19 protein-coding genes and 1 other RNA gene are annotated in these 17,650 nt (G+C 61.4%); 9 read left to right on the top strand and 11 right to left on the bottom strand.

All coding sequences use genetic code 11. The features are described from left to right. The first annotated feature begins 99 nt into the window (after positions 1-99). Complete coding sequence (locus HY247_05070; protein ID QQG48129.1) at positions 100-720, top strand: hypothetical protein; 621 nt, start codon at positions 100-102, stop codon at positions 718-720. On the opposite strand, the gene HY247_05065 is transcribed toward HY247_05070, so the two are convergent. Then, complete coding sequence (locus tag HY247_05065; GenBank protein ID QQG48128.1) at positions 721-1,062, bottom strand: DUF59 domain-containing protein; 342 nt, start codon at positions 1,060-1,062, stop codon at positions 721-723. A gap of 100 nt (positions 1,063-1,162) precedes the next feature. On the opposite strand from HY247_05065, the gene HY247_05060 reads away from it, so the two are divergent. After that, on the top strand, positions 1,163-1,741 hold the full coding sequence (locus HY247_05060; protein ID QQG48127.1) for an O-methyltransferase: 579 nt from the start codon (positions 1,163-1,165) through the stop codon (positions 1,739-1,741). Here the strand turns inward: HY247_05060 and HY247_05055 are convergent. Continuing rightward, positions 1,731-2,735, bottom strand: coding sequence for a TIGR03617 family F420-dependent LLM class oxidoreductase (locus tag HY247_05055; GenBank protein QQG48126.1), 1,005 nt, complete (start codon positions 2,733-2,735; stop codon positions 1,731-1,733). The two genes, HY247_05060 and HY247_05055, sit on opposite strands and share 11 nt — an antisense overlap. A gap of 63 nt (positions 2,736-2,798) precedes the next feature. Between HY247_05055 and HY247_05050 the strand changes: the two genes are divergently transcribed. Further along, positions 2,799-3,689 (top strand): DMT family transporter, encoded by an 891-nt coding sequence (locus HY247_05050; GenBank protein QQG48125.1) that lies wholly within the window; start codon positions 2,799-2,801, stop codon positions 3,687-3,689. Beyond that, positions 3,686-4,006, top strand: a complete 321-nt coding sequence (locus HY247_05045; GenBank protein QQG48124.1) for a hypothetical protein — start codon at positions 3,686-3,688, stop codon at positions 4,004-4,006. The genes HY247_05050 and HY247_05045 overlap by 4 nt, the downstream gene beginning before the upstream one ends. A gap of 320 nt (positions 4,007-4,326) precedes the next feature. On the opposite strand, the gene HY247_05040 is transcribed toward HY247_05045, so the two are convergent. The 3 genes from HY247_05040 to HY247_05030 form a co-directional block, all read right to left on the bottom strand. Continuing rightward, a complete protein-coding gene (locus HY247_05040; GenBank protein ID QQG48123.1) occupies positions 4,327-4,632 on the bottom strand; it encodes a hypothetical protein in 306 nt (101 codons plus the stop codon). Positions 4,633-4,667: 35 nt separating this feature from the next. Continuing rightward, positions 4,668-5,336 carry an alanyl-tRNA editing protein gene (locus tag HY247_05035; protein QQG49567.1) on the bottom strand — a complete coding sequence of 223 codons (669 nt, stop codon included), beginning with the start codon at positions 5,334-5,336 and terminating at the stop codon, positions 4,668-4,670. Between the two features lie 67 nt (positions 5,337-5,403). After that, the gene (locus tag HY247_05030) at positions 5,404-6,720 is read right to left on the bottom strand and encodes a hypothetical protein (protein ID QQG48122.1); all 1,317 of its coding nucleotides are present in this window, start codon (positions 6,718-6,720) and stop codon (positions 5,404-5,406) included. A 91-nt stretch (positions 6,721-6,811) separates the two neighbouring features. Here HY247_05030 and HY247_05025 point away from each other — a divergent pair, with 91 nt between their 5' ends. Next, entirely contained in the window at positions 6,812-7,471 is a 660-nt protein-coding gene (locus tag HY247_05025; protein ID QQG48121.1) for a VTT domain-containing protein, read from the top strand. On the opposite strand, the gene HY247_05020 is transcribed toward HY247_05025, so the two are convergent. From HY247_05020 to HY247_05000, 5 genes are all read right to left on the bottom strand, one after another. Further along, positions 7,468-9,489 carry an SMC family ATPase gene (locus tag HY247_05020; protein ID QQG48120.1) on the bottom strand — a complete coding sequence of 674 codons (2,022 nt, stop codon included), beginning with the start codon at positions 9,487-9,489 and terminating at the stop codon, positions 7,468-7,470. The two genes, HY247_05025 and HY247_05020, sit on opposite strands and share 4 nt — an antisense overlap. After that, positions 9,486-10,739 carry a DNA repair exonuclease gene (locus tag HY247_05015; GenBank protein QQG48119.1) on the bottom strand — a complete coding sequence of 418 codons (1,254 nt, stop codon included), beginning with the start codon at positions 10,737-10,739 and terminating at the stop codon, positions 9,486-9,488. The genes HY247_05020 and HY247_05015 overlap by 4 nt, the downstream gene beginning before the upstream one ends. 1,012 nt (positions 10,740-11,751) lie before the next feature. Beyond that, positions 11,752-12,039, bottom strand: an RNA gene (gene rnpB / locus HY247_05010) — RNase P RNA component. Between the two features lie 39 nt (positions 12,040-12,078). Then, complete coding sequence (locus HY247_05005) at positions 12,079-12,591, bottom strand: DUF367 family protein (GenBank protein QQG48118.1); 513 nt, start codon at positions 12,589-12,591, stop codon at positions 12,079-12,081. 25 nt (positions 12,592-12,616) lie between these two features. Beyond that, positions 12,617-13,303 carry a hypothetical protein gene (locus HY247_05000; protein QQG48117.1) on the bottom strand — a complete coding sequence of 229 codons (687 nt, stop codon included), beginning with the start codon at positions 13,301-13,303 and terminating at the stop codon, positions 12,617-12,619. A 66-nt stretch (positions 13,304-13,369) separates the two neighbouring features. Here HY247_05000 and HY247_04995 point away from each other — a divergent pair, with 66 nt between their 5' ends. Together HY247_04995 and HY247_04990 are read left to right on the top strand one after the other, a co-directional pair. Then, the gene (locus HY247_04995; protein QQG49566.1) at positions 13,370-13,624 is read left to right on the top strand and encodes an Lrp/AsnC ligand binding domain-containing protein; all 255 of its coding nucleotides are present in this window, start codon (positions 13,370-13,372) and stop codon (positions 13,622-13,624) included. Between the two features lie 42 nt (positions 13,625-13,666). Further along, on the top strand, positions 13,667-14,860 hold the full coding sequence (locus tag HY247_04990) for a DUF1743 domain-containing protein (GenBank protein QQG48116.1): 1,194 nt from the start codon (positions 13,667-13,669) through the stop codon (positions 14,858-14,860). On the opposite strand, the gene HY247_04985 is transcribed toward HY247_04990, so the two are convergent. Then, a complete protein-coding gene (locus HY247_04985; GenBank protein QQG49565.1) occupies positions 14,838-15,980 on the bottom strand; it encodes an aminotransferase class I/II-fold pyridoxal phosphate-dependent enzyme in 1,143 nt (380 codons plus the stop codon). The genes HY247_04990 and HY247_04985 overlap by 23 nt on opposite strands. A 242-nt stretch (positions 15,981-16,222) precedes the next feature. Here HY247_04985 and HY247_04980 point away from each other — a divergent pair, with 242 nt between their 5' ends. Together HY247_04980 and HY247_04975 are read left to right on the top strand one after the other, a co-directional pair. Then, positions 16,223-16,849, top strand: a complete 627-nt coding sequence (locus tag HY247_04980; GenBank protein QQG48115.1) for a hypothetical protein — start codon at positions 16,223-16,225, stop codon at positions 16,847-16,849. A gap of 156 nt (positions 16,850-17,005) precedes the next feature. Then, the gene (locus HY247_04975) at positions 17,006-17,647 is read left to right on the top strand and encodes a hypothetical protein (protein QQG48114.1); all 642 of its coding nucleotides are present in this window, start codon (positions 17,006-17,008) and stop codon (positions 17,645-17,647) included. The last annotated feature ends 3 nt before the right edge of the window (positions 17,648-17,650 follow it).

Raw genomic sequence — 17,650 nt, 5'->3', positions numbered from 1 at the left:
ATTTAAGCGCTCGGTCTTGAGTCCTCGTCACAAACCCTTCGCCTATCCTCCCGCAGTCGAGGAACGAGTTATAGAGAACCCCAGAGTGAAGCGATGGGGTTGCGTCCCCTGGCGGCCCTCCTGAGCATCGGAGAGAAGAGCGAGCCGGGCCCGTCGCCTGGGTTTACAAGGGCCCACCTTCTCCTCGCATTCCTCACGATTGGGAACTCCAGGACGATAGGCAGGCAGGCGCTGGCCCAGGACATTGGGCTTGGGGAGGGATCGATTAGGACCGTCCTCAAGAAACTCCGCGAAGAAGGATACGTCGATGCGGACACCACGGGCTGTCATCTGACTGTCTTAGGCGCGCGCTTGTACAGGGAGACTCTCAGCGCCCTCTCGCCCATGATCTCAATCAAGGATTCTCGGTTGACGGTAGGCAGCCATCATGTGGGCATGCTGGTCCGCTCCGGGGCCAGAAAGGTCGCAACCGGCATCGACCAGCGCGACGCAGCGATTCTTGTGGGAGCTGCAGGCGCGACGACCTACGTCATCAAGGAGGGGAAGTTCGCGGTCCCTGGCGGGTCCCACGACTGCGAGAGAGACTTCCCAAGCGGCACTTGGTCGCTCCTCAGAGCAGGACTCAGTCCGAAGAACGGAGACGCAGTGGTCCTGTGCGGTGCGAGTAACGATTCAACGGCTAGGCTCGGCGCACTCTCCGCGGCTCTTACCCTGCTCTGACTACTGCTTCGGGGCTTCCGCTGGCGGAGCGCCCTGATCGGTCGAAGGCTTGTTCACCTGGCGGTTAATCGCATCAGCGAAGTAGTGTCCAGTCACGACGACCTTGACTGAGTTGACGCCTTTCACCTGCATCAGGCCGTCTCTGATGTCTTGGGAGATCTTCAGAGCGAAGACCGGCGGGCAGTACTGCGTGGTCGCGTGGTACTCTACATCCACTTCTCCCCCCTTGATGTCCAGCTTGTCGATTAGATTCATCTCGACGATGGGCATACCGATCTCGGGGTCGACGACCTTCGAGACCTGCCTCTGTACCTCCCTGACGTCTACTTGTTCGGTGGACATGTCTCTAGATGGAAACCGCCCCTCTCCGCCTTAAAAGATTGTCCCGGCCAACGTCAGTTCACCGAAGGGTTTACACGCGCCCAGACCTCCATCCCATCCCATGAAGCCCGAAGAAGTGCTGCAGTCCATCGAGAAGATCGCTCCGGAGCAGGGCCTTCCGATCATCGGCCCAAAGAGGGGCGCTTTCCTCGACGAGGTCCTGGAAAAGCACAACCCTTCCACCATCCTGGAGGTCGGGACCCTCGTGGGTTACAGCGCGATCCGCATGGCCCGCCACCTAAAGCCCGGGCAGAAGCTCACCTGCCTTGAAGTCCGCGAGGACATGGCCAGGGTCGCGCTCTCGAACCTCACAAAGGCCGGACTCTCAGACAGGGTCGAGATATTGGTCGGGGACGCAAAGGTCCTGATACCCACACTCAAGGGCCCGTTCGACATGGTCTTCCTTGACGCCGCCAAGGACGAGTACATCGGCTACCTCCGCGCATGCGAAGGGCTCCTCCACGAGGGGAGCGTCGTCGTGGCCGACAACGTCCTCTCCCACGCCAACGAGGTCGCAGAGTACCTCGAATACGTAAGGAACTCGGGCAACTACAAGAGCTCCTACCATGAGAGCCCAGGCTTCCGCTATGGGGTCGGCAAAGAGGAGCCTGACGCAGTAGAAATCAGCGTCAAGACCTAGCCGTCACCGCCAGCGCCTTCCAATCGTCTCCTCCATCGAACGGCGTGTAGAGCCTCACCCTATCAACAAGCCCGCGGTATTTCTCGACCAGGAGTCGTCCGATTTTGTCCCACGTCCCCTCGACGACCATCTCTGCTAGCACATCGTCGCTGACTTCGCCGGGCATCTTGTCCCACTCTCCTCTGACCGAAAGCTCGTGCAACCTGTCGCAGACGTCGCCCCACCCGTGAGCCTCCATTACCTTCCTGTACGTCCTCGTGGATGCATAGAATGCAATCTGCCCCCTGCAAGCCTCCCTCGAGGCCACGACTTCCCTTCTGTCCTTCCCGACCGCAGAGAAGACCGATGCAGTGACCGTCACGTCCTCTCCCTTCCTTCCAGACTTCTTCATCCCCTCGTCAAGGGCGGGGCGGAGGACCTCCCTGAGGTACTTCACGGTGTGCAGGGGGTGAACGTGGGCGCCGTCGGCGACCTGCCCGGCTACCCGCGCCATCCCCTCGTTCACAGTGGCAAGGTAGACCGGTATCTTGGGCCACTCCATCGCCCCGGGGCTGAAGAATGGCGTCATCAGGTCGAGCTTGTAGAACCTCCCGTCGTGGCGCAGAGGCACGCCTTCCTGCCACGACTTCCACACCGCCCTGACGGCGAGGACCGTGTCCTTCATCTTCGAAGCCGGGCTCTCCCACTTCATCCCGAACCTGCGTTCGATGTGCCCCTTCACCTGGCTCCCAAGCCCAAGAAGGAGCCTTCCCCCAGCCAGCCTCTGCAGGTCCCAGGCCGCATACGCAATCGTCGTCGGACTCCTCGTAAAGGCCAGCGCTATCGACGACCCTACCCCTATTCTCTTCGTGCCCGCCGCCGCCAACGCCAGCTGGACGAAGGCGTCGTGCTTCGTCTCATTGACCCAGAAACAATCGAACCCCATCTCCTCCGCCTTGCGCGCAAGCCCGGGCACCTCGGCCGGAGATGAAGCCACCTCGACGTCTATCTTCAAACAAATTCAGGGCCAGGAGACGCCTCTTAAACCCGAGTCGGAGAAGACCGACACAAGACAAAGATGGCCTACACCCCAGTTCTCCTCGGACTGATCGCGGCACTTTGCTGGGGGACAGCCGACTACCTGTCCCGGAGACAGTCCGAGGCAGTCGGCCACTTCCCTACTGTGGTCTACTCGCACCTGGCGACCTTCGTGATACTCCTCGCCCTGGTGCCCATACTGAGCCCGACCTTCAGCGTGCCGCCGGTGGCAGCTGTGATCCTCGTAGTCTCTGGGCTCGTCAACTTCATGGCTTTCATCTACCTCTACCGCGCGTTCCACACCGGGGTCGTCTCCGTGGTCGCCCCCATCGCCTACACCTATCCAGCAGTGACGGCAGTCCTCTCGGTCACGATACTGGGCGCACTCCTCCTCCCCACGCAGGTCTTGGCGATCACCGCGATAATCGCCGGAGTCGTTCTCCTCTCCACGCGAGTCTCAGAGATCCGTGGAAAGTCAGCGGCAGGCGGTCGGCGGATCACCGCCGGAGTCGGGTCGGCGGTAGGCTCCTCCGTCTTCTTCGGCACAGTGTACGTCGGGGTCGGATACTCCACCCCCCTGGTCGGCTACGTCCTCCCGGCCGTCTTCCTCCGGGGCGTCGGGGCCCTGACCGGATTCCTGCTTGCGCCCTTCCTTCACCAGTCAGTCAGGCCCTCAAGGCGTAACTTCTCCGCTACGATAGTCGCCATGGGCCTCCTCGAGGCTGTGGGCTTCCTCGCTTTCAGCTACGGAATCGCAGGCGGAATAGCTTCGCTCCCCGTAGTCGCGGCCCTCTCGGGGATGGGAGGAGCCGTTGCCGCCACCTACGCCATGGTCTTCCTCCACGAGAGGCTGGAAAAGAACCAGGCCGTAGGCCTCTTCCTCTCACTCACGGGCGTCTTCACCCTGCTCTACCTGGGGGGAGCAGCATGAGCTACTTCGAAGCGGTCCAGGCCGGCAGAGCGAGGGTCAAGGAGGCCATGGACCTCCTCCAGTCGGTGGCGGGCCCCTGCTATCCGCTCCTCTTCCTCAAAATCGGCCCCGCGAAGTGGACCCCGGTCGGAGAGGAGTCCCTGTACTCGGTGATCGCCGGCAAGAACGGGACGGCGGCCGCGCTGATCTGCGACTCCGATGGAAACTCGAAGACGATGACGCCCTGGGTCCCGGCCTCAAAGGCCAGGGAATTCGTGAACGGCCTCGCCGAGAGGGGACTGTCGAAGTACGAAGGCGAGCCGAAGCTCCCCATCTAGCCGACGAAGTTTTAGGGGCTCGCCTTTATTAACAGGAAGCCCTTCCCAACCATTGCGCCAAAGGCACGTCTCGCCCACGACGACCTTGCAGGGTTCGACGAGGACTGACTGTGTTCAATCGGCGCGAGAAAAGTGAAAAAATTTGGCGAGATGTTCGGTTTGCAAAGGCCACGCGGTCGCTACCTGCGCTGAGTGCGGCCAGGTGGTCTGCATGTCACATTCCACGACCATCTTCGACGAGCCGAGCCGGCTCATGAGGACCTACTGCGGAAACTGCACTGCGAAGCGGATGCCGCTCTGGGTCGCGCGCAGGCGCTAGGCTAGAGCTCGACCTTCAGGGCGACTTCCGAAGTCGGATAGTACTTCCTCACCTCCCCTGCCCCGTACTTCTTGCCGAACCTCCCCTTCACTTCCTCGACCGAGGCCGCGTTTCTCAAGACACGCGGGACGGCCTTCGTCCTCTCGTTCCCCACGCTCAACTCAAGACTTCCGGCCCTCTCGAAGTCCCTGAACCAGACGGTCTTGAGCCCGTACATCGGCAGCAGCTCGAGGGTTCCGCCCGACCTCCTTGCGACCGTCACCTTCACCTCCGTCTCCCTCGAGAGCGCGTCCGCGAAGCCGGCCAACGAAGCCTCCGACCTGCTTCTGTCTAATATCCTTCCTACCGCACCGTGAAGTACAGGCGTCGGTTGTTCTTCCCCTTGTTCTCCGACCTGTTCACGACCAGCGTCCCGATCTCTCTCGTGTTCCTTACGTGGACCCCGCCGTCTGCCTGCGTGTCCGCATCCCCGATCTGAACTATCCTCAACATCTCCACCGACGGTGGAGCCGCCCCTGCCAGCTTCACGAACCCCGGCGTCGCCAGTGCCTCTTCTCTCTTCATGAAGTAGGTCTTGACTTCCAGTCCTCTCGATATCTCACCGTTGACAGCCTGGACGTACTGCTCTACCTTCTCCTTCCGGAAGTCTTCGAGGTTGAAGTCCACCCTGGACTCGTCGGGCGAAATCTGGTTCCCTGTGATCAGGGCGCCCGTCTCCCTGTTGACGACAGCGCTCAGAAGATGGGCGGCCGTGTGCATCCGCATGATCCTGTGCCTCCTCCCCCAGTCTATCGCCCCGCGGACGCCCGCTCCCTTGCCGGCCCCGAGATCCCCCTCGACGAGGTGCACGACCTCGTCCCCCTCCTTGACCGCCTCGACGACCTTCGAGGCCCCGAGCACCCCTGTGTCCGACACCAGCCCTCCTCCCTTTGGATTGAACGCGGTCCTGTCCAAGACTACCCTGTTCCCTTCGGCCGAAACCACCACCGCGTCGAATTCCGCTAGGTACATGTCGCTCCAGAAGAGCTTCTCTGTCAAGGTCGCCCTCGCCTCCGACTTTGGATTTAGGCCTATCTGGCTAGTAGGAAGTGATCTTCCTCTGAGTCAGCTCCCTCGAGATCAGAACGCTCTCCCTGACCCACTTCTGCCGGGGGATCCTGAGCTTCGAGAGCGCTGAGCCCATCGCGGTCCGAAAGGTCTCGTGCTTTTCGAAGGGCTGCCTCATCAGCTCCCTGATGCTCTCCCTGACGTTCCAGACCCCAAGCGGCATGATGAATCCAGGGTACGTCTCCCTTAGGACGATCGCGGCCGCCTGCTTCCTCTCCCTCTCCAGTGCCTCAGCGACCGCCAGCCTGGTCGAGTAGTAGCACCCTCCCACCTTCGCGTACTTCGTCCTCCCGAAGTACTCCTCGTAGTCTCCGATCATGTACGGCGTCGAATTGAACTGGTTCCAGGTGGTGTTGGGGAACCACGCCTCGATCCACTCGAACCTCCACTGCTCGGGCAGCAGGATCGCGACGTACTGGTTGTCGTACACCGAGTACGAATAGACTCTGTACTCGTCTATGGTGGGCCTGTGCTTCACCTTCTCCAGGAGGCTCAGGCTCACTGAGCTGTCGACCGCCGTAATGCTCCACCTGGTGGGTACGATCCTCCTGCGCGCCCCGTCACCGAACATCCCGATGCTGAAGGCCTTCTGGATCCTCGTAACGAGCACCCCCTTCTCGTAGAGCCTCTCGACCGCGTCCGCGGCCCCGAGGTCCCTGTCGTAGTGCGCCTCCTCGATCCTCTTGTCGACGGTCGGGTTCTGCGTCCTGAACCTCTCCAGCGGAGCCGAGGGCCCGAAGGGCTGCGTGTCCTCGCTGAGCATCAGGACCTTCCTCGGAGCCTTCGTGAGCCTAAGCTCTGTGTCCACCGGCCTGCTCGCCATCGCCAGCTCCTGAAGCGACGTCAGGAGCCTCCCCGGGTCCCTGGCGTCTTCCACCCTGGCCCTCGAGTTGCCTCTCACCAACGAGTACCGGTAGTCCACTATCTGGTCCACCGGCCTGCCCAGCCACTCCTCCGGGGTGTCAAGTATCGACGTGTCCCCGAACTGCGCCGGGACCATCGGCCCAATCGAGACCTTCGGATACCCCAGCCTGCCCACGAAGACCCCCGGCGGTGAGGACCCCTCGATCTCTGTGCCAGCGAACGAGGGCGGCTGCCTCGCCATCGCCTGGGCCTTGACTATGATCGGGCACCTCGGCTTCCCGCAGAGGAGCTTGGCGCCCCTGCACGCGAGGCACATCCACGCAGGCGGCTCCTCCACGACCTCGATCGACCTCGCGACCCGCTCCTCCAGCCCGGTGACCGCCGCGGGCATCACGCTCGAGAGCCAGGCAATCCTCTTCGCCAAAACAGGGCTCTCGAGCGGGCGTTCCCGAGTTTAAACCCCGTGGTGGACTTCGGGCCTAACCTTATCACGACTCCGAAAGTGTCCTCCCCTCGTGTCCGACCTGGTCACCCTTCTCTACGACCTTTCGCTCTCCTACGGCTACCTGGGAGTCTTCCTAGCTTCTCTCGCGGGTAGCGTGATCCCCTTCCTCCCCGTCCCCTACCTGATCGTAGTCATCCTCCTCAGCGGGACCCTCGACCCCTTCGCCCTCGGTGTGGTCGCTGGGATAGGAGGGGCGCTCGGCAAGGCCACTTCCTACTTCCTCGGCAGGTCGGGATACCTGATCTCTGGAAAGGGGACCCAGAAGAACCTCGAATTCCTCGGCCGCTTCATCGGGAGGTACGGCGACCTGGGCGTCTTCCTCTTCGCCGTGACCCCCCTCCCAGACGACATCTACCTGGTGCCCCTGGGCATGGTCAAGTTCCCCTTCTGGCGCTTCATGGCAGTCAACACCCTCGGCAAGGTGATCCTCTCCGTGGCGGTCGCGTACTTCGGCCAGGCCTACTTCCAGCTCGCCGGCTCCACCCTCGGCCCAAGTTCGTTGGGCCCCACAATACTCGTGATCGTGCTCACCGTGGTCGTCACCGTCCTCCTCGCGAGAGCCGACTGGGAGCTCGCCTACAGGAAGTACAAGTCGGGCGGCCTCAGGGAAGTCCTCCTCGGGACCCTGGCCATCCTCAGGATAAGCGGACGCTCAGAAACCGCACCCTAGCGAGCAGGCGTCTCGACCACGGAGACCCCGCCCGCCTTCCTGACCCTGAGTATCTGGTCCGCGTAGCTCTCCAGCTCCTTGTCGTGCGAGACAACGATGACCTGCGGCGCCCCGAGGTCGTCCAGGACCTCCCTGACATTCCCCAGCTGCTCCCTGCTGAACCCGTCCGTGGGCTCGTCGAGGATCAGAAGGTCGGAGGCCGCGCCTCCCAACGCCCTCTGCGCCATCGCGTTGAGCGCCAGCCTGTACCCCAGTGCGACGCTCGTCCTCTCGCCCCCGCTCAGGTACCTGACGTCCTGCTCGTACCCCTCCTGCGTCACGAGCGGGGTGAAGTCGTCGTCGACCCTCACGTCCTTTTCCGCGTCCTCCACCAGCATCGCGAACCACTTCTGGAAGAGCGCGCCGAAGTCCTGGTTGATCGTCGCGAGGACCGACCTCTCGATGAGCTGCACCGTGGGCACGAAGTAGCCGGTCAGCCACAGCTCCGCCTCAGCAAGGGAGTCTCTTCTCGTCCTAGCCTTCTCCTTGGCCTCGACTTCTTCCTTCAGCCTTGCCACGCGAACGCCGAGGCCCCTCAACTTCTCCCTGCCGGTTGAAATCGAGTCCCTGGTCTTCCTTAGCGACTCCTCCGCCCCCTCCAGGCTCTCCTCCATCGCCTCGACTTTCGCCACAGACGCCTGCAACTCCGTCGTCATCTTCACCAGCTCCGCGAGCCGGGCCTCCTCCTCTTTCAGCTTCGCTAGAATCTTCTTCCTTGCGCCTTCCACCCTGTGCGACTCCGAATCGACCGTCTTCCTCTCCTTTTCCGCGTCCGCCGCCCTCGCCCTCGCTTGGCGTTCCTCCTCTGCTTTCTCGCGCGCGAGCCTCGCGTCCTCCAGCTTCCCTTCCGCCTCCCCCAGTAGCTTCCTGACGTGCCTCCTTTCGGCCTCCTTGGCCTCAGTCCTCTTGCCGAAGTCGTGTTCCGCGATCTTCGTGTCGCAAACAGGGCAGACTCCGCTCTCCATTATCGTCCCATAGTCTCTGAGCTTCTCCTCCATCGTCGCCTCCAGGGCCGCCAGCTTCTTGACCTCAGCCTGGGCCTTCCGCTCCTCGGCCTTGAGCTCCAAAATGGTCAGGGACTCCGGCGGCCCCTTTGGCACCTCCACTTCCCTGAGCTCACCGGCTCTCTCCCGCAGGCCCTCCAGCTCTTCCTCCAGGCCCTCGAGCCCCTCCCTCCTCTCTGACACCGATCTCTCGAGGAGCCTCTCCTCAGTCCTAGCCTTCTCATAGCTGACCATGTCCACCCGCAGCTTCTCCCTCTCACCCTTGAGCCTTGCAACCTCCCTCTCCGCCCCCGACTCCTGCTTCTCCAGCTCTTGGTGGGCCCTCTTCAACTCCCCAGACTCCTCCCGGAGCTCCGAGGCCTCCTCCTTCAGCCTCTCGAGTCCCCTTCCGGCGCCCTCCAGCTCCCTAACCTCTCCCCTCAGTTCCCTTGCGACCTCCTGCGCGTTCTCCGCCGCAGTCTTGTAGTCCTCCACCCTGAACGCTCTCCGCAGGGTCTGGAGCCTCAGGTCCGGACTCATGGCCAGGACCTCCTTCATCTCCTCCTGTGGCGTGTACACCGCGTACCTGAATATCGTGCTCTGGGCCTTCGGGTCCGGGGCCTCGTTGAACCTCAGGACCTCGAGGACCTTCTCCTTGACCTCGCCCGGGGACAGCTCGAGCTTCTCCTCCGGGGTCTCGACCCATCCGTCCCTCTGCTGCACCGACCCTCCCTTCCTCTGGAGCCTCCGCCCCACCTCGTACTCCCTCCCCTCGGCCTCGAACCTCAACCTCACCTCCCCTTCCTGCTCCCCGAGCCTGAGCAGTGATGCCCCCGACTCCGACCCCAACCCGAAGAGCGCGAACTCGACCGCCATCAAGATCGTCGACTTCCCCGACCCGATGTCCCCCTCGAAGAGCGTCCTGCCCATGGGGAGCTCGACCTTGGCCTTCCTGTAGCTCCGGATGTTCTTCAGCTCCAGCTCTTTGATTATCACGCGACGTCCTCCAGGCCCAGCGCATCCGCTCCCGAACGCGACATCCTCGACACGTAGTCCCTCTTCGACTCGCCCACCTTCTGGGGTTGCCTCAGGATCCCAAGCAGCTCCCCCGCCGTCTCGGGGCTCCTCTCCCGCCCGAGCCTCTGAGCGCGAGCCTTCACCTTCCCCGCCTCGCTCCTGAAGAGGGCCCTCTCCACATCCCTCGAATCCATCCCCTGCATCAGGCGCTGCGAGACCTCCCTCGACCTGACCGAGCCGCGGTTCAGGTACACGTGCAGGGCACCCCTCGCCGCCAGCCCCGCCCTCATGGCCCCAAAGTCGATGTCAGAGCTCCTCCCTCCCGCCAGCTCCCCCCAGGCCCTGACCACCACCAGCTTACCTCCGACGTCCACGCCCTCAAGGTCCTGCCCCATCCACCTGCTCGCCTCGACCGAGTTCTTCCCAGTCAGGTCGTACTCCCTGAAGACACCCTGCACCGTCTCCATCGGGACGAACCTCTGTCCCCTGAGCCTCTCGTCGAACTCGGCAATGTAGAACCCCCTCTTTTCCCCCCTCGCAGTCGCCTCCAGGTCGGGCCCGTGCCCGGTGAAGAGCGGCCCCGGGAAGACTATCTTCTCGTGCCCCTCCAGAGAGAACTCGCCCCTCCCGTGTATGTGCCCGCCCGCATAGTAGTCGAAGCCCCTCGGCAGCATGTCCACCCCTATGCTCTCCATCTGCTCGAGGTCAGGGGGCTTGAGCTCCGTAATCCCACTGTGGAACGCGAAGACCTTGAACCCCCCGACCTCCTCCAGCGACTCCCTGTCCAGCCGCTCGTACCACCTGCTCTCGAGCCCGATCTTCCTTGCCGAAATGCCCGCGAGCTTGGCTCCGGTCCTTTCGTCGGTGGTTACGGGGACCCTAAGCTTCTCTCCAACGAACTGGGGTCTAAACAGATTGGTCAAGATCCCGGCCGTGTTCAGGATGTCGATGACCGAGGTCCCGTTGGGAGTGTAATCGTGGCTCCCGTAGATCGCGTAGATTGGGATCTCCTCTCTCCGAAGCCTCTGCATGCTCCGCAGTGCCGCGTCGACGACGCCAAGGTCGGGTATCCCCACGTGGAAGAGGTCGCCGCATACGAGGACGAAGTCTACTCCTATCTCCACGCACTTCTGCATCGTCAGGTCGAAGGTCTCGAGCTCGAGCTTCCGCAGGTTCGGCTCCCTGTGCGCCCCGAGGTGTGCGTCGGCGAGGTGGGCGAACTTGTGCAAGGGGTTCCGCTGCGATGGCTGAGGCAGTTTAAGGCTTGTTCAGGAAACGCGACAATCGGTGTCCAGACCTTGAAAGTGAGCAGACCCTTGGACTCAGCACTCGGGGCCGCAGTTGGCTAGTGCTATGACAAACAGAGTAATGATGAAGGCATAGAACAAATTGAATGGCATCAAGCCAACAATCCCCCATGCCATTCCGCTCTCTTTCCTACGGCGAAGGAGTAACGTCAAGGTCAAGGCCTAAGATCGTCTGTAACGGGGAATGGACTGCGGCCTAACCCTTACCATCAGGTTCCAATCAACCACACTTTGGAGCCGAAATGTCAGTCGTTTCGAATTGTACCGTTACGATATTCTCGGACTCCAATGTACCTAGGTTGGCGAACCATATTCTGTAAGTTCCGAAGTTACAGGGAACGGAGACTACGAGATCAGCTTGTAGTCCTCTGGGCCAATGCAGGGCCTCGCTCGACGTCCCATTGCCAACGAAGTCCACTTCCGCATAGACTTCATGTTGAGCTACAAAGCTCACTCTTAGAACCTGGGGGCGCGTGATGTTGACATCAAACCCTTCTCTGCAACCGGACTGAAGCAGGCAGCTGGGGCTCAGAACGACCCGCCTGGTCGACATCTCTCCACTCCCGGGGAAGTAGACTAGGTCCACGGCCACCACCACAACCACCAACACGATTGCGATGGCGACGGTTCTTCTTGGTTTGTTCAGCACCAACGTAAATGCAGTACAGAAGTATTTCTGCGTTCGAACAAGACGTGCCGGTGGCCGATGTAGGTAGGGCGCAGTCCGTCCAGACCCCTCCGATTGGTTATTCAGGTCACCTGATTTCAAACCATTCAAGGCTTCGAAGTGGGTGGCACTTTGAATCGTCCAACACCACCAAAACTGCTAGGTCAGATCCGGTTGAACCAGCTCCTAGCCTCTCCCGGTGCTTCGTCGGAGGGACTAAGGCCTCGGGAGGAGGGCTTTTCACCCTCCCACCGAGTCATGTCTGACGCGTCCCGGCCATAGTCCTCCTTCTGTTTTAGGCGGGATTCGGCTCAGCGGCCTACCCTGGTCTCCGGCAGGCGTCTCATCGACCACGTTTGGCCTTGCTCCGCGCGGGTCAGCCGTTTCACCCCGGTCTCCACCGACCTCAAGGTCGCCCTATCATCGCCCTTGATGGGCCGGGTCTCGTTTCTGTTCTGGAGCCAGCCGTCTCCGGCTGCGCCTCATGGCGCCGCGCGTCCTGCTGCGAGGGAGGAACTTCCTCAGGAGGTCCCCGTGGCCCGCTCACCGGCTCGCGTCAGGGCCGTCGACCCGCCTTCCCCAGATAACCCTTTCTCAGCGCTCGAAGAGCCTCGGGAAGTACTCCCTTTCCGCCTGGAGGACCCTCCCCTCGGAGCGGGCCTTCCTGTACGCCTCGAGGGGCTCCTTGTTGAGCGTCTCGAAGTTGGGCCCCCACTTGTAGAGCGCCAGGAAGACCTGCGCGTCCTCCACCTCCCCCAGGACGTACATCGCAGCCGCGACCGCCTCCACGGAGCTGAGCATCCCCGGGACGGCGTAGTTGGTGGGGTTGGCGGCCAAAAGCATCGGGAGCCTCCTGTGCTTGCCCCCCAGGCGCGTGAAGAAGACCTCCTGCGCCTGGTTCCACGAGCAGTCGTTGACCATGATCGCCTTTACCGATTTGTCGGGGGGAGAGATGACCCTGTGGGCGTACGGGTTGAGCACCATCGTCTTGTCGTTGGCGTGGAACTTTCTCCCCACCCCCTTGGCCAGGTCCGCCTGGATCATCTTCCTGGCCGTGCACTTCGTGGGGTCGTCCTGGCCCATCTCGAGAGCGAAGACTCCGAACATTCTGGGGCGGGCCTTCGGCCGTTCCTTATCTATTGTCCGCTTTGACGATGCCCCGGCCCTTCACGAGAACGTAGCCCCTTCCCCTGCCGAGAATTCTGCGGATTGTCTCCTTGCTATATTGGGGATGGGCTTCGAGGATGTCCCGCAACGTCCAATTCAGTACGTAGTTTTCCCTCCTGATCCGAAAATAGTCGCTTTCACTGACTTTCGAACGCGTCTTCACTATCGCCCTCGCTAGTCTTTCGTTTCTTCGGGCCTTCATGAGGGCCTCTCCTTCGAACTGCGTGTACGGCACATCAATCATCACAGTTCTCCCTCTCCTCTCCCTTCTACCCGCTTCGACTTCGAGCTGAAAGGCCGTGAACAACTGATTCCCGGTGATCTTACCTTCCAAATATTCCAAGGTAACGAATGCCTCCCTTTCCTTCTTGAACAGATACGGGGCCATCTCCCTCAGGGTCTTGATCACTGAGTCTCTGCTTCCTACTGAAAGCATGTTAGCGGTGCCCTTCGAGGTTTTCAGGATGTTGCTGGTCTTCACACCACGATCGATTAAGAAATTTTGGAGCATCAGAATCTGTTCCCTAGATTGATCCACGAACTGGAGGGACATTCCCAATTTGAACGGTTGGTTGGACGTGTCTGAGATCAATATGCTGCCATCACCGTCAAAGTAACCAGCAACTTGTTCCCAAGTCTGGTAAGCAGCCATGGCTACGAAGTTGTTTCAGTCAGATAAGCAGCAACGGTTATTACCAGAGACTACGTCAGTGACGCGATAGGTGGTGATTTCGGCACATGCCGATGGCGTTTCGTATTAATTAACGCAGATTTAGGCGCTGAAGAGGATCTTCTCAAGAAGCTCCGCGAGATCCAGAACGTCAGGGACGTCTACGTCGTGTACGGGGTCTACGACATCGTCGCAAGGGTCGAGGCCGACACGATGGAGAAGGTCAAGGAGACGATCACCTGGAACATCCGCAGGCTCGACAAGGTGAGGAGCACGCTCACCATGATCGTAGTCGAAGCCTAGGCTTCATCTCAGACTAAAATATCTCCGGCGCTCCGCGAGCTCATGCACTGCCTCGTCGGCATCGACGACACCGACTCCTCGAGGGGATTCTGCACCACCTACCTGGGGTACAGGATCGCCGCCGACCTCTCCGACGTCCTCGAGGTCCTGCCCTTCCCCCGCCTCGTCCGGCTCAACCCCAACATCCCCTTCAAGACCCGCGGGAACGCCGCCGTCTGCCTGCTCATCGACGCCCCCGACCCTGACAGAGCGTTCGCGCGCCTGTCCGCAAAGGTCTCCGAGCTCTCCGATGTGGAGGGAGGCGCGAACACCGGCATGGTCTTCCTCGACGACCCAGGGGTGGCCCGTTCGTTCGACCGGCTCTACTCCGACGCGCTCTGCGGAGTGGTCAATCCCCACCGCGCACGGCGGACCATCGCAGAGGCGGGGGCCAGGTCGTTCGAGCTGGGCAACGGGATGGGCCTGGTCGGGGCGGCGAGCGCCTTGGCCTTCGACGAGCGGTACGACCATACCTACGAGCTGATCTCCTACAGGCTCCCCGAGCGCTTCGGAACCATGAGGAAGTTGGACCCTGACTCGGTCTTCCGCATGGACTCTGAGACCTTCCCCCGCACCCTGAACAACGTCGACCACCAGAAGCGCAAGGTCCTCATCTCTCCGCACGGGCCCGACCCGGTCCTCGCCGGCGTCAGGGGCGACTCGCCCGACACCGTCCTGGGGGCGTTCCGAAGCCTTGTCCTCGACGAGGACCCGCAGGGGCACATGGTCTACGTCTCGAACCAGCACACGGACGCGCACCTCGAGAGGAAGCTCGACTGGAAGGCCTACTCATCGGGTTGGGACGAGGGCGAGGTGGTCGGGGTCGATGTGGGCCAGGGCGGCCACACGTACGTCAGCATCAACTGCGCTGGGACGCGCAGGCTCTGCTCCGCCTACGAGCCGACCGGCGACCTCCGAAGGGCCGCGAAGCTCCTAAAGCCGGGCGACAGGCTGAGGGTCTACGGAGGGGTCAGGAGGGCCACAAAGCTGCACTCCAAGACTCTCAACCTGGAGACTTTCGAAGTACTGGCCTCCGCCAAGGGAGGGCTCCCCAGAGGGACCTACATCTCCTCCCCGAGGGCCAACAGGCACCTGACCAAGCCTCTTTCCAGGTACGGCCGAGAGGCGCCGAGCTACCTGCCCAATGTTCCGGAGGGCTGGCTCTCGAGACCGGTCATGGCCCCAGTGCCTGCCTGAAGTCTTCGACCAGGTCCTCCTTGTCCTCGATCCCCACCGAGAGCCTGATCAGGGTCTCAGGGATGCCGGTGCCCGACCTCTCCTCCTTGGTCATCTGAGTGTGGGTCATGATCGACGGCTGAGAAACCAGCGACTCCACCCCTCCGAGGCTCGCAGCGAGCAGTACGACCTTCAGCCGCTCGGTGAGCCTCTCAGCGTCCTTTTGTGTCCCCTTCAGCTCGAAGCTCATCATCCCCCCGTACCCTTTCATCTGCTTGGAGGCGAGCGCGTGCTGCGGATGGCTCGCGAGCCCCGGGTAGTGGACCGCCCTGACCCTCTTGTGCTTAGAAAGGAACTCTGCGACAGCCATCGCGTTCTCGTTCTGGGCCCTGACCCTGAGGGCCATGGTCTTCATCCCTCTGAGTATCAGCCAGGCGGCGTGGGGGTCCAGGGTCCCGCCCAGGTCCCTCCTCAGGTGCTTGATCCGGTCGACGGTCTCTGCGTCTCCGGCCGCCACTCCTGCAGTGACGTCCGCGTGACCGTTGATGTACTTCGTGGCACTGTGGAGGACGACGTCGGCCCCAAGCTTGACCGGGTTCTGGTTGATCGGCGAGGCGAAGGTGTTGTCGACCATCAGAGCCGCCCCGACCCCGTGCGCTATGCGCGCCGCCCCGGCGATGTCAACTAGCTTCAGGGTTGGATTCGTGGGGCTCTCGATGTAGACGAGCTTAGTAGAAGGCCCTACGACCTTCTTCATCGCGGCGTGGTTCCCGGTCTCGACCAGGGTCGTCCTCACGCCGAACCTAGGCAGAATCTTGGTCATGAGCTGGAACGCGCCACCGTAGAGGTCGCTTATCGCGACGGCGTGGTCCCCGGCCTTCAGGGCGGAGAGGACCGAAGTTGAGATCGCGGCCATGCCTGAGGAGAAGAAGGCCGCGTCCTCAGCACCCTCAAAGAAGGCCAGCTTCTTCTCGAGCCTGACAGTCGTTGGGTTGTCCCAGCGAGAGTAAACGTACTTCTTGGTCTCCCCCAGGACCGCCCTCCTCGCGTCCTCGGCCTTTGTGAAGGCGAAGGTCGAGGTCTGGTAGATCGGGGTCGTGATTGAGCCGGACCCCTCGTCCACGGGCTCTGCCTCGTGCACGGAGCGGGTGGAGTCTCTTGCCAAGTTGCGAGCCGCTCGGTCGTGGGCTTAGATAAGCAACTCTGGAGCATTTTCCAGCGCTGCGATGGCGGGATGCACCTGCCAAGAGTCTCCCGAGACTTTGATATTTCACATGAAAAAGGCAATGAATTTTTATGAAATGGTAAAATAGATGCAAAATCTCACGATTTCGTGTAAGATTCTCCACTTCGGCGATTAATCCGGCCGATTGCAATCTCTTCATGTTGAAAATAACTGAAGGACTCAGAACACTTACTGGATCAAGGCTTGGCAAGATCATCCCGATTCTCGCAATCGCAGGACTGGTCTCCACCGCCAGCGCGACCGTCTTCATCAACTTCTACTCCAACTCCACCGCCACGGTTAGAGCGAATGACCTTACGTTGGTCGCCGGCTCTGACGCGAGCGTTTCCTGCTCAATCTACCCGTGCGCCACGGTAGCCATCAGCGCAACATCTGACTACGCTACGGTGTCACTTAGCTTCGCGAAGTCTGTCGTCAAGACTCCCCAACCCGCAACCTACTACACGAACCTGACAGTCATCCATGACGCAACAAACGCCCACAGCGTCTTGTCCGTCAAGGTCATCCCCACCATCACCGCTACAAGCGGTAGCGACTTCGGCAAGATCACCGTCTACTATTGCACAGCGCAAACAAACGACCCAGCCACCGACTGCGCGAACAAGCTGGACATCACATCGACAGGCAGCACAGGCACAATCTACCCAGGCACAGACGCCCTAAGCGCGGGCAACAACCGATTCATCGAAGTCGTGGCCTTCGCAGGGTCGGGCGCTACCAACGGCGACACCGTCGTCTTCAACATCCAGGTCCAGTGGGCGTAAGCTCGCTCCAAGGTAAGTGCAAAATGCAGACAAGTTCTCACTTGAGGCCGAAGGCGAAAGGTCCGAAAACCGAATCGCATCCGGTCTCCTTTTTGATTCCATCCCGTCTAAGAGGCTCATCGGCTCCTGCAATGGAGGCGCCCGGACATTAGGACGATGGAGCGTCTAAAGACCCTGTTCTCTTCGCGGCGCGCGAAGGTCCTCGCTGGGTTGTTCATCCTGTCCATGGTCGGCACTGCGACCGCGTCGGTGTACGTATACGACTATGCCAGCTTCACGTCCACGGTCAGGGCGGCTGACGTCACCATCGCGGCTGGTTCAGACTCGAGCGGATCCTGTACAGTCTATCCATGTGCCACAGTCACAGTCTCAGGAACCTCGGACACCGCGACCGTGACCATGAGCTTGTTCAAAGCAGACGCGACCTTCAGCCCGCCTCCAGCCACCTACTACTCCAACCTCGTGCAGGTCAAGGACGCTACGAACACGCATTCAATCAAGGGGGTCACAATCCTTGGGATCTCAGACACGCGGGCCGCCGACTTCGGGAGCGTCACAGTCTACTACTGCACTGTGCAGACGGACTTCAACGCAGACGGAACCCTGGTCACGCCGGCCAACTGCGTCGGATCCCTCACGTTCACCTCGACGACCGGTGGCTCCGTATCGGGGACCTTCCCAGTGAGCATCACGGCAGGGTCCACTCAGTACGTCGAAGTGGTAGCCTACGCAGGAAGCGGCGGCACGGTCGTTACCGGAGACACGATAAGCTTCAAGGTCGCAGTCCAGTGGACGTGACCT

The sequence above is a fragment of the archaeon genome (assembly GCA_016432545.1).
Taxonomy (GTDB): Archaea; Thermoproteota; Nitrososphaeria; order Nitrososphaerales; family Gagatemarchaeaceae; genus UBA183.
Note: the sequence above shows the minus strand (reverse complement) of the source record. Positions and strands in the feature narration are given on the sequence as shown.

Coding starts and splice junctions, on each gene's coding strand:
- HY247_05065 (QQG48128.1), bottom strand. CDS start 1,062: ATGTCCACCGAACAAGTAGACGTCAGGGAGGTACAGAGGCAGGTCTCG.
- HY247_05060 (QQG48127.1), top strand. CDS start 1,163: ATGAAGCCCGAAGAAGTGCTGCAGTCCATCGAGAAGATCGCTCCGGAG.
- HY247_05050 (QQG48125.1), top strand. CDS start 2,799: ATGGCCTACACCCCAGTTCTCCTCGGACTGATCGCGGCACTTTGCTGG.
- HY247_05045 (QQG48124.1), top strand. CDS start 3,686: ATGAGCTACTTCGAAGCGGTCCAGGCCGGCAGAGCGAGGGTCAAGGAG.
- HY247_05035 (QQG49567.1), bottom strand. CDS start 5,336: ATGTACCTAGCGGAATTCGACGCGGTGGTGGTTTCGGCCGAAGGGAAC.
- HY247_05005 (QQG48118.1), bottom strand. CDS start 12,591: ATGTTCGGAGTCTTCGCTCTCGAGATGGGCCAGGACGACCCCACGAAG.
- HY247_05000 (QQG48117.1), bottom strand. CDS start 13,303: ATGGCTGCTTACCAGACTTGGGAACAAGTTGCTGGTTACTTTGACGGT.
- HY247_04990 (QQG48116.1), top strand. CDS start 13,667: ATGCACTGCCTCGTCGGCATCGACGACACCGACTCCTCGAGGGGATTC.
- HY247_04980 (QQG48115.1), top strand. CDS start 16,223: ATGTTGAAAATAACTGAAGGACTCAGAACACTTACTGGATCAAGGCTT.
- HY247_04975 (QQG48114.1), top strand. CDS start 17,006: ATGGAGCGTCTAAAGACCCTGTTCTCTTCGCGGCGCGCGAAGGTCCTC.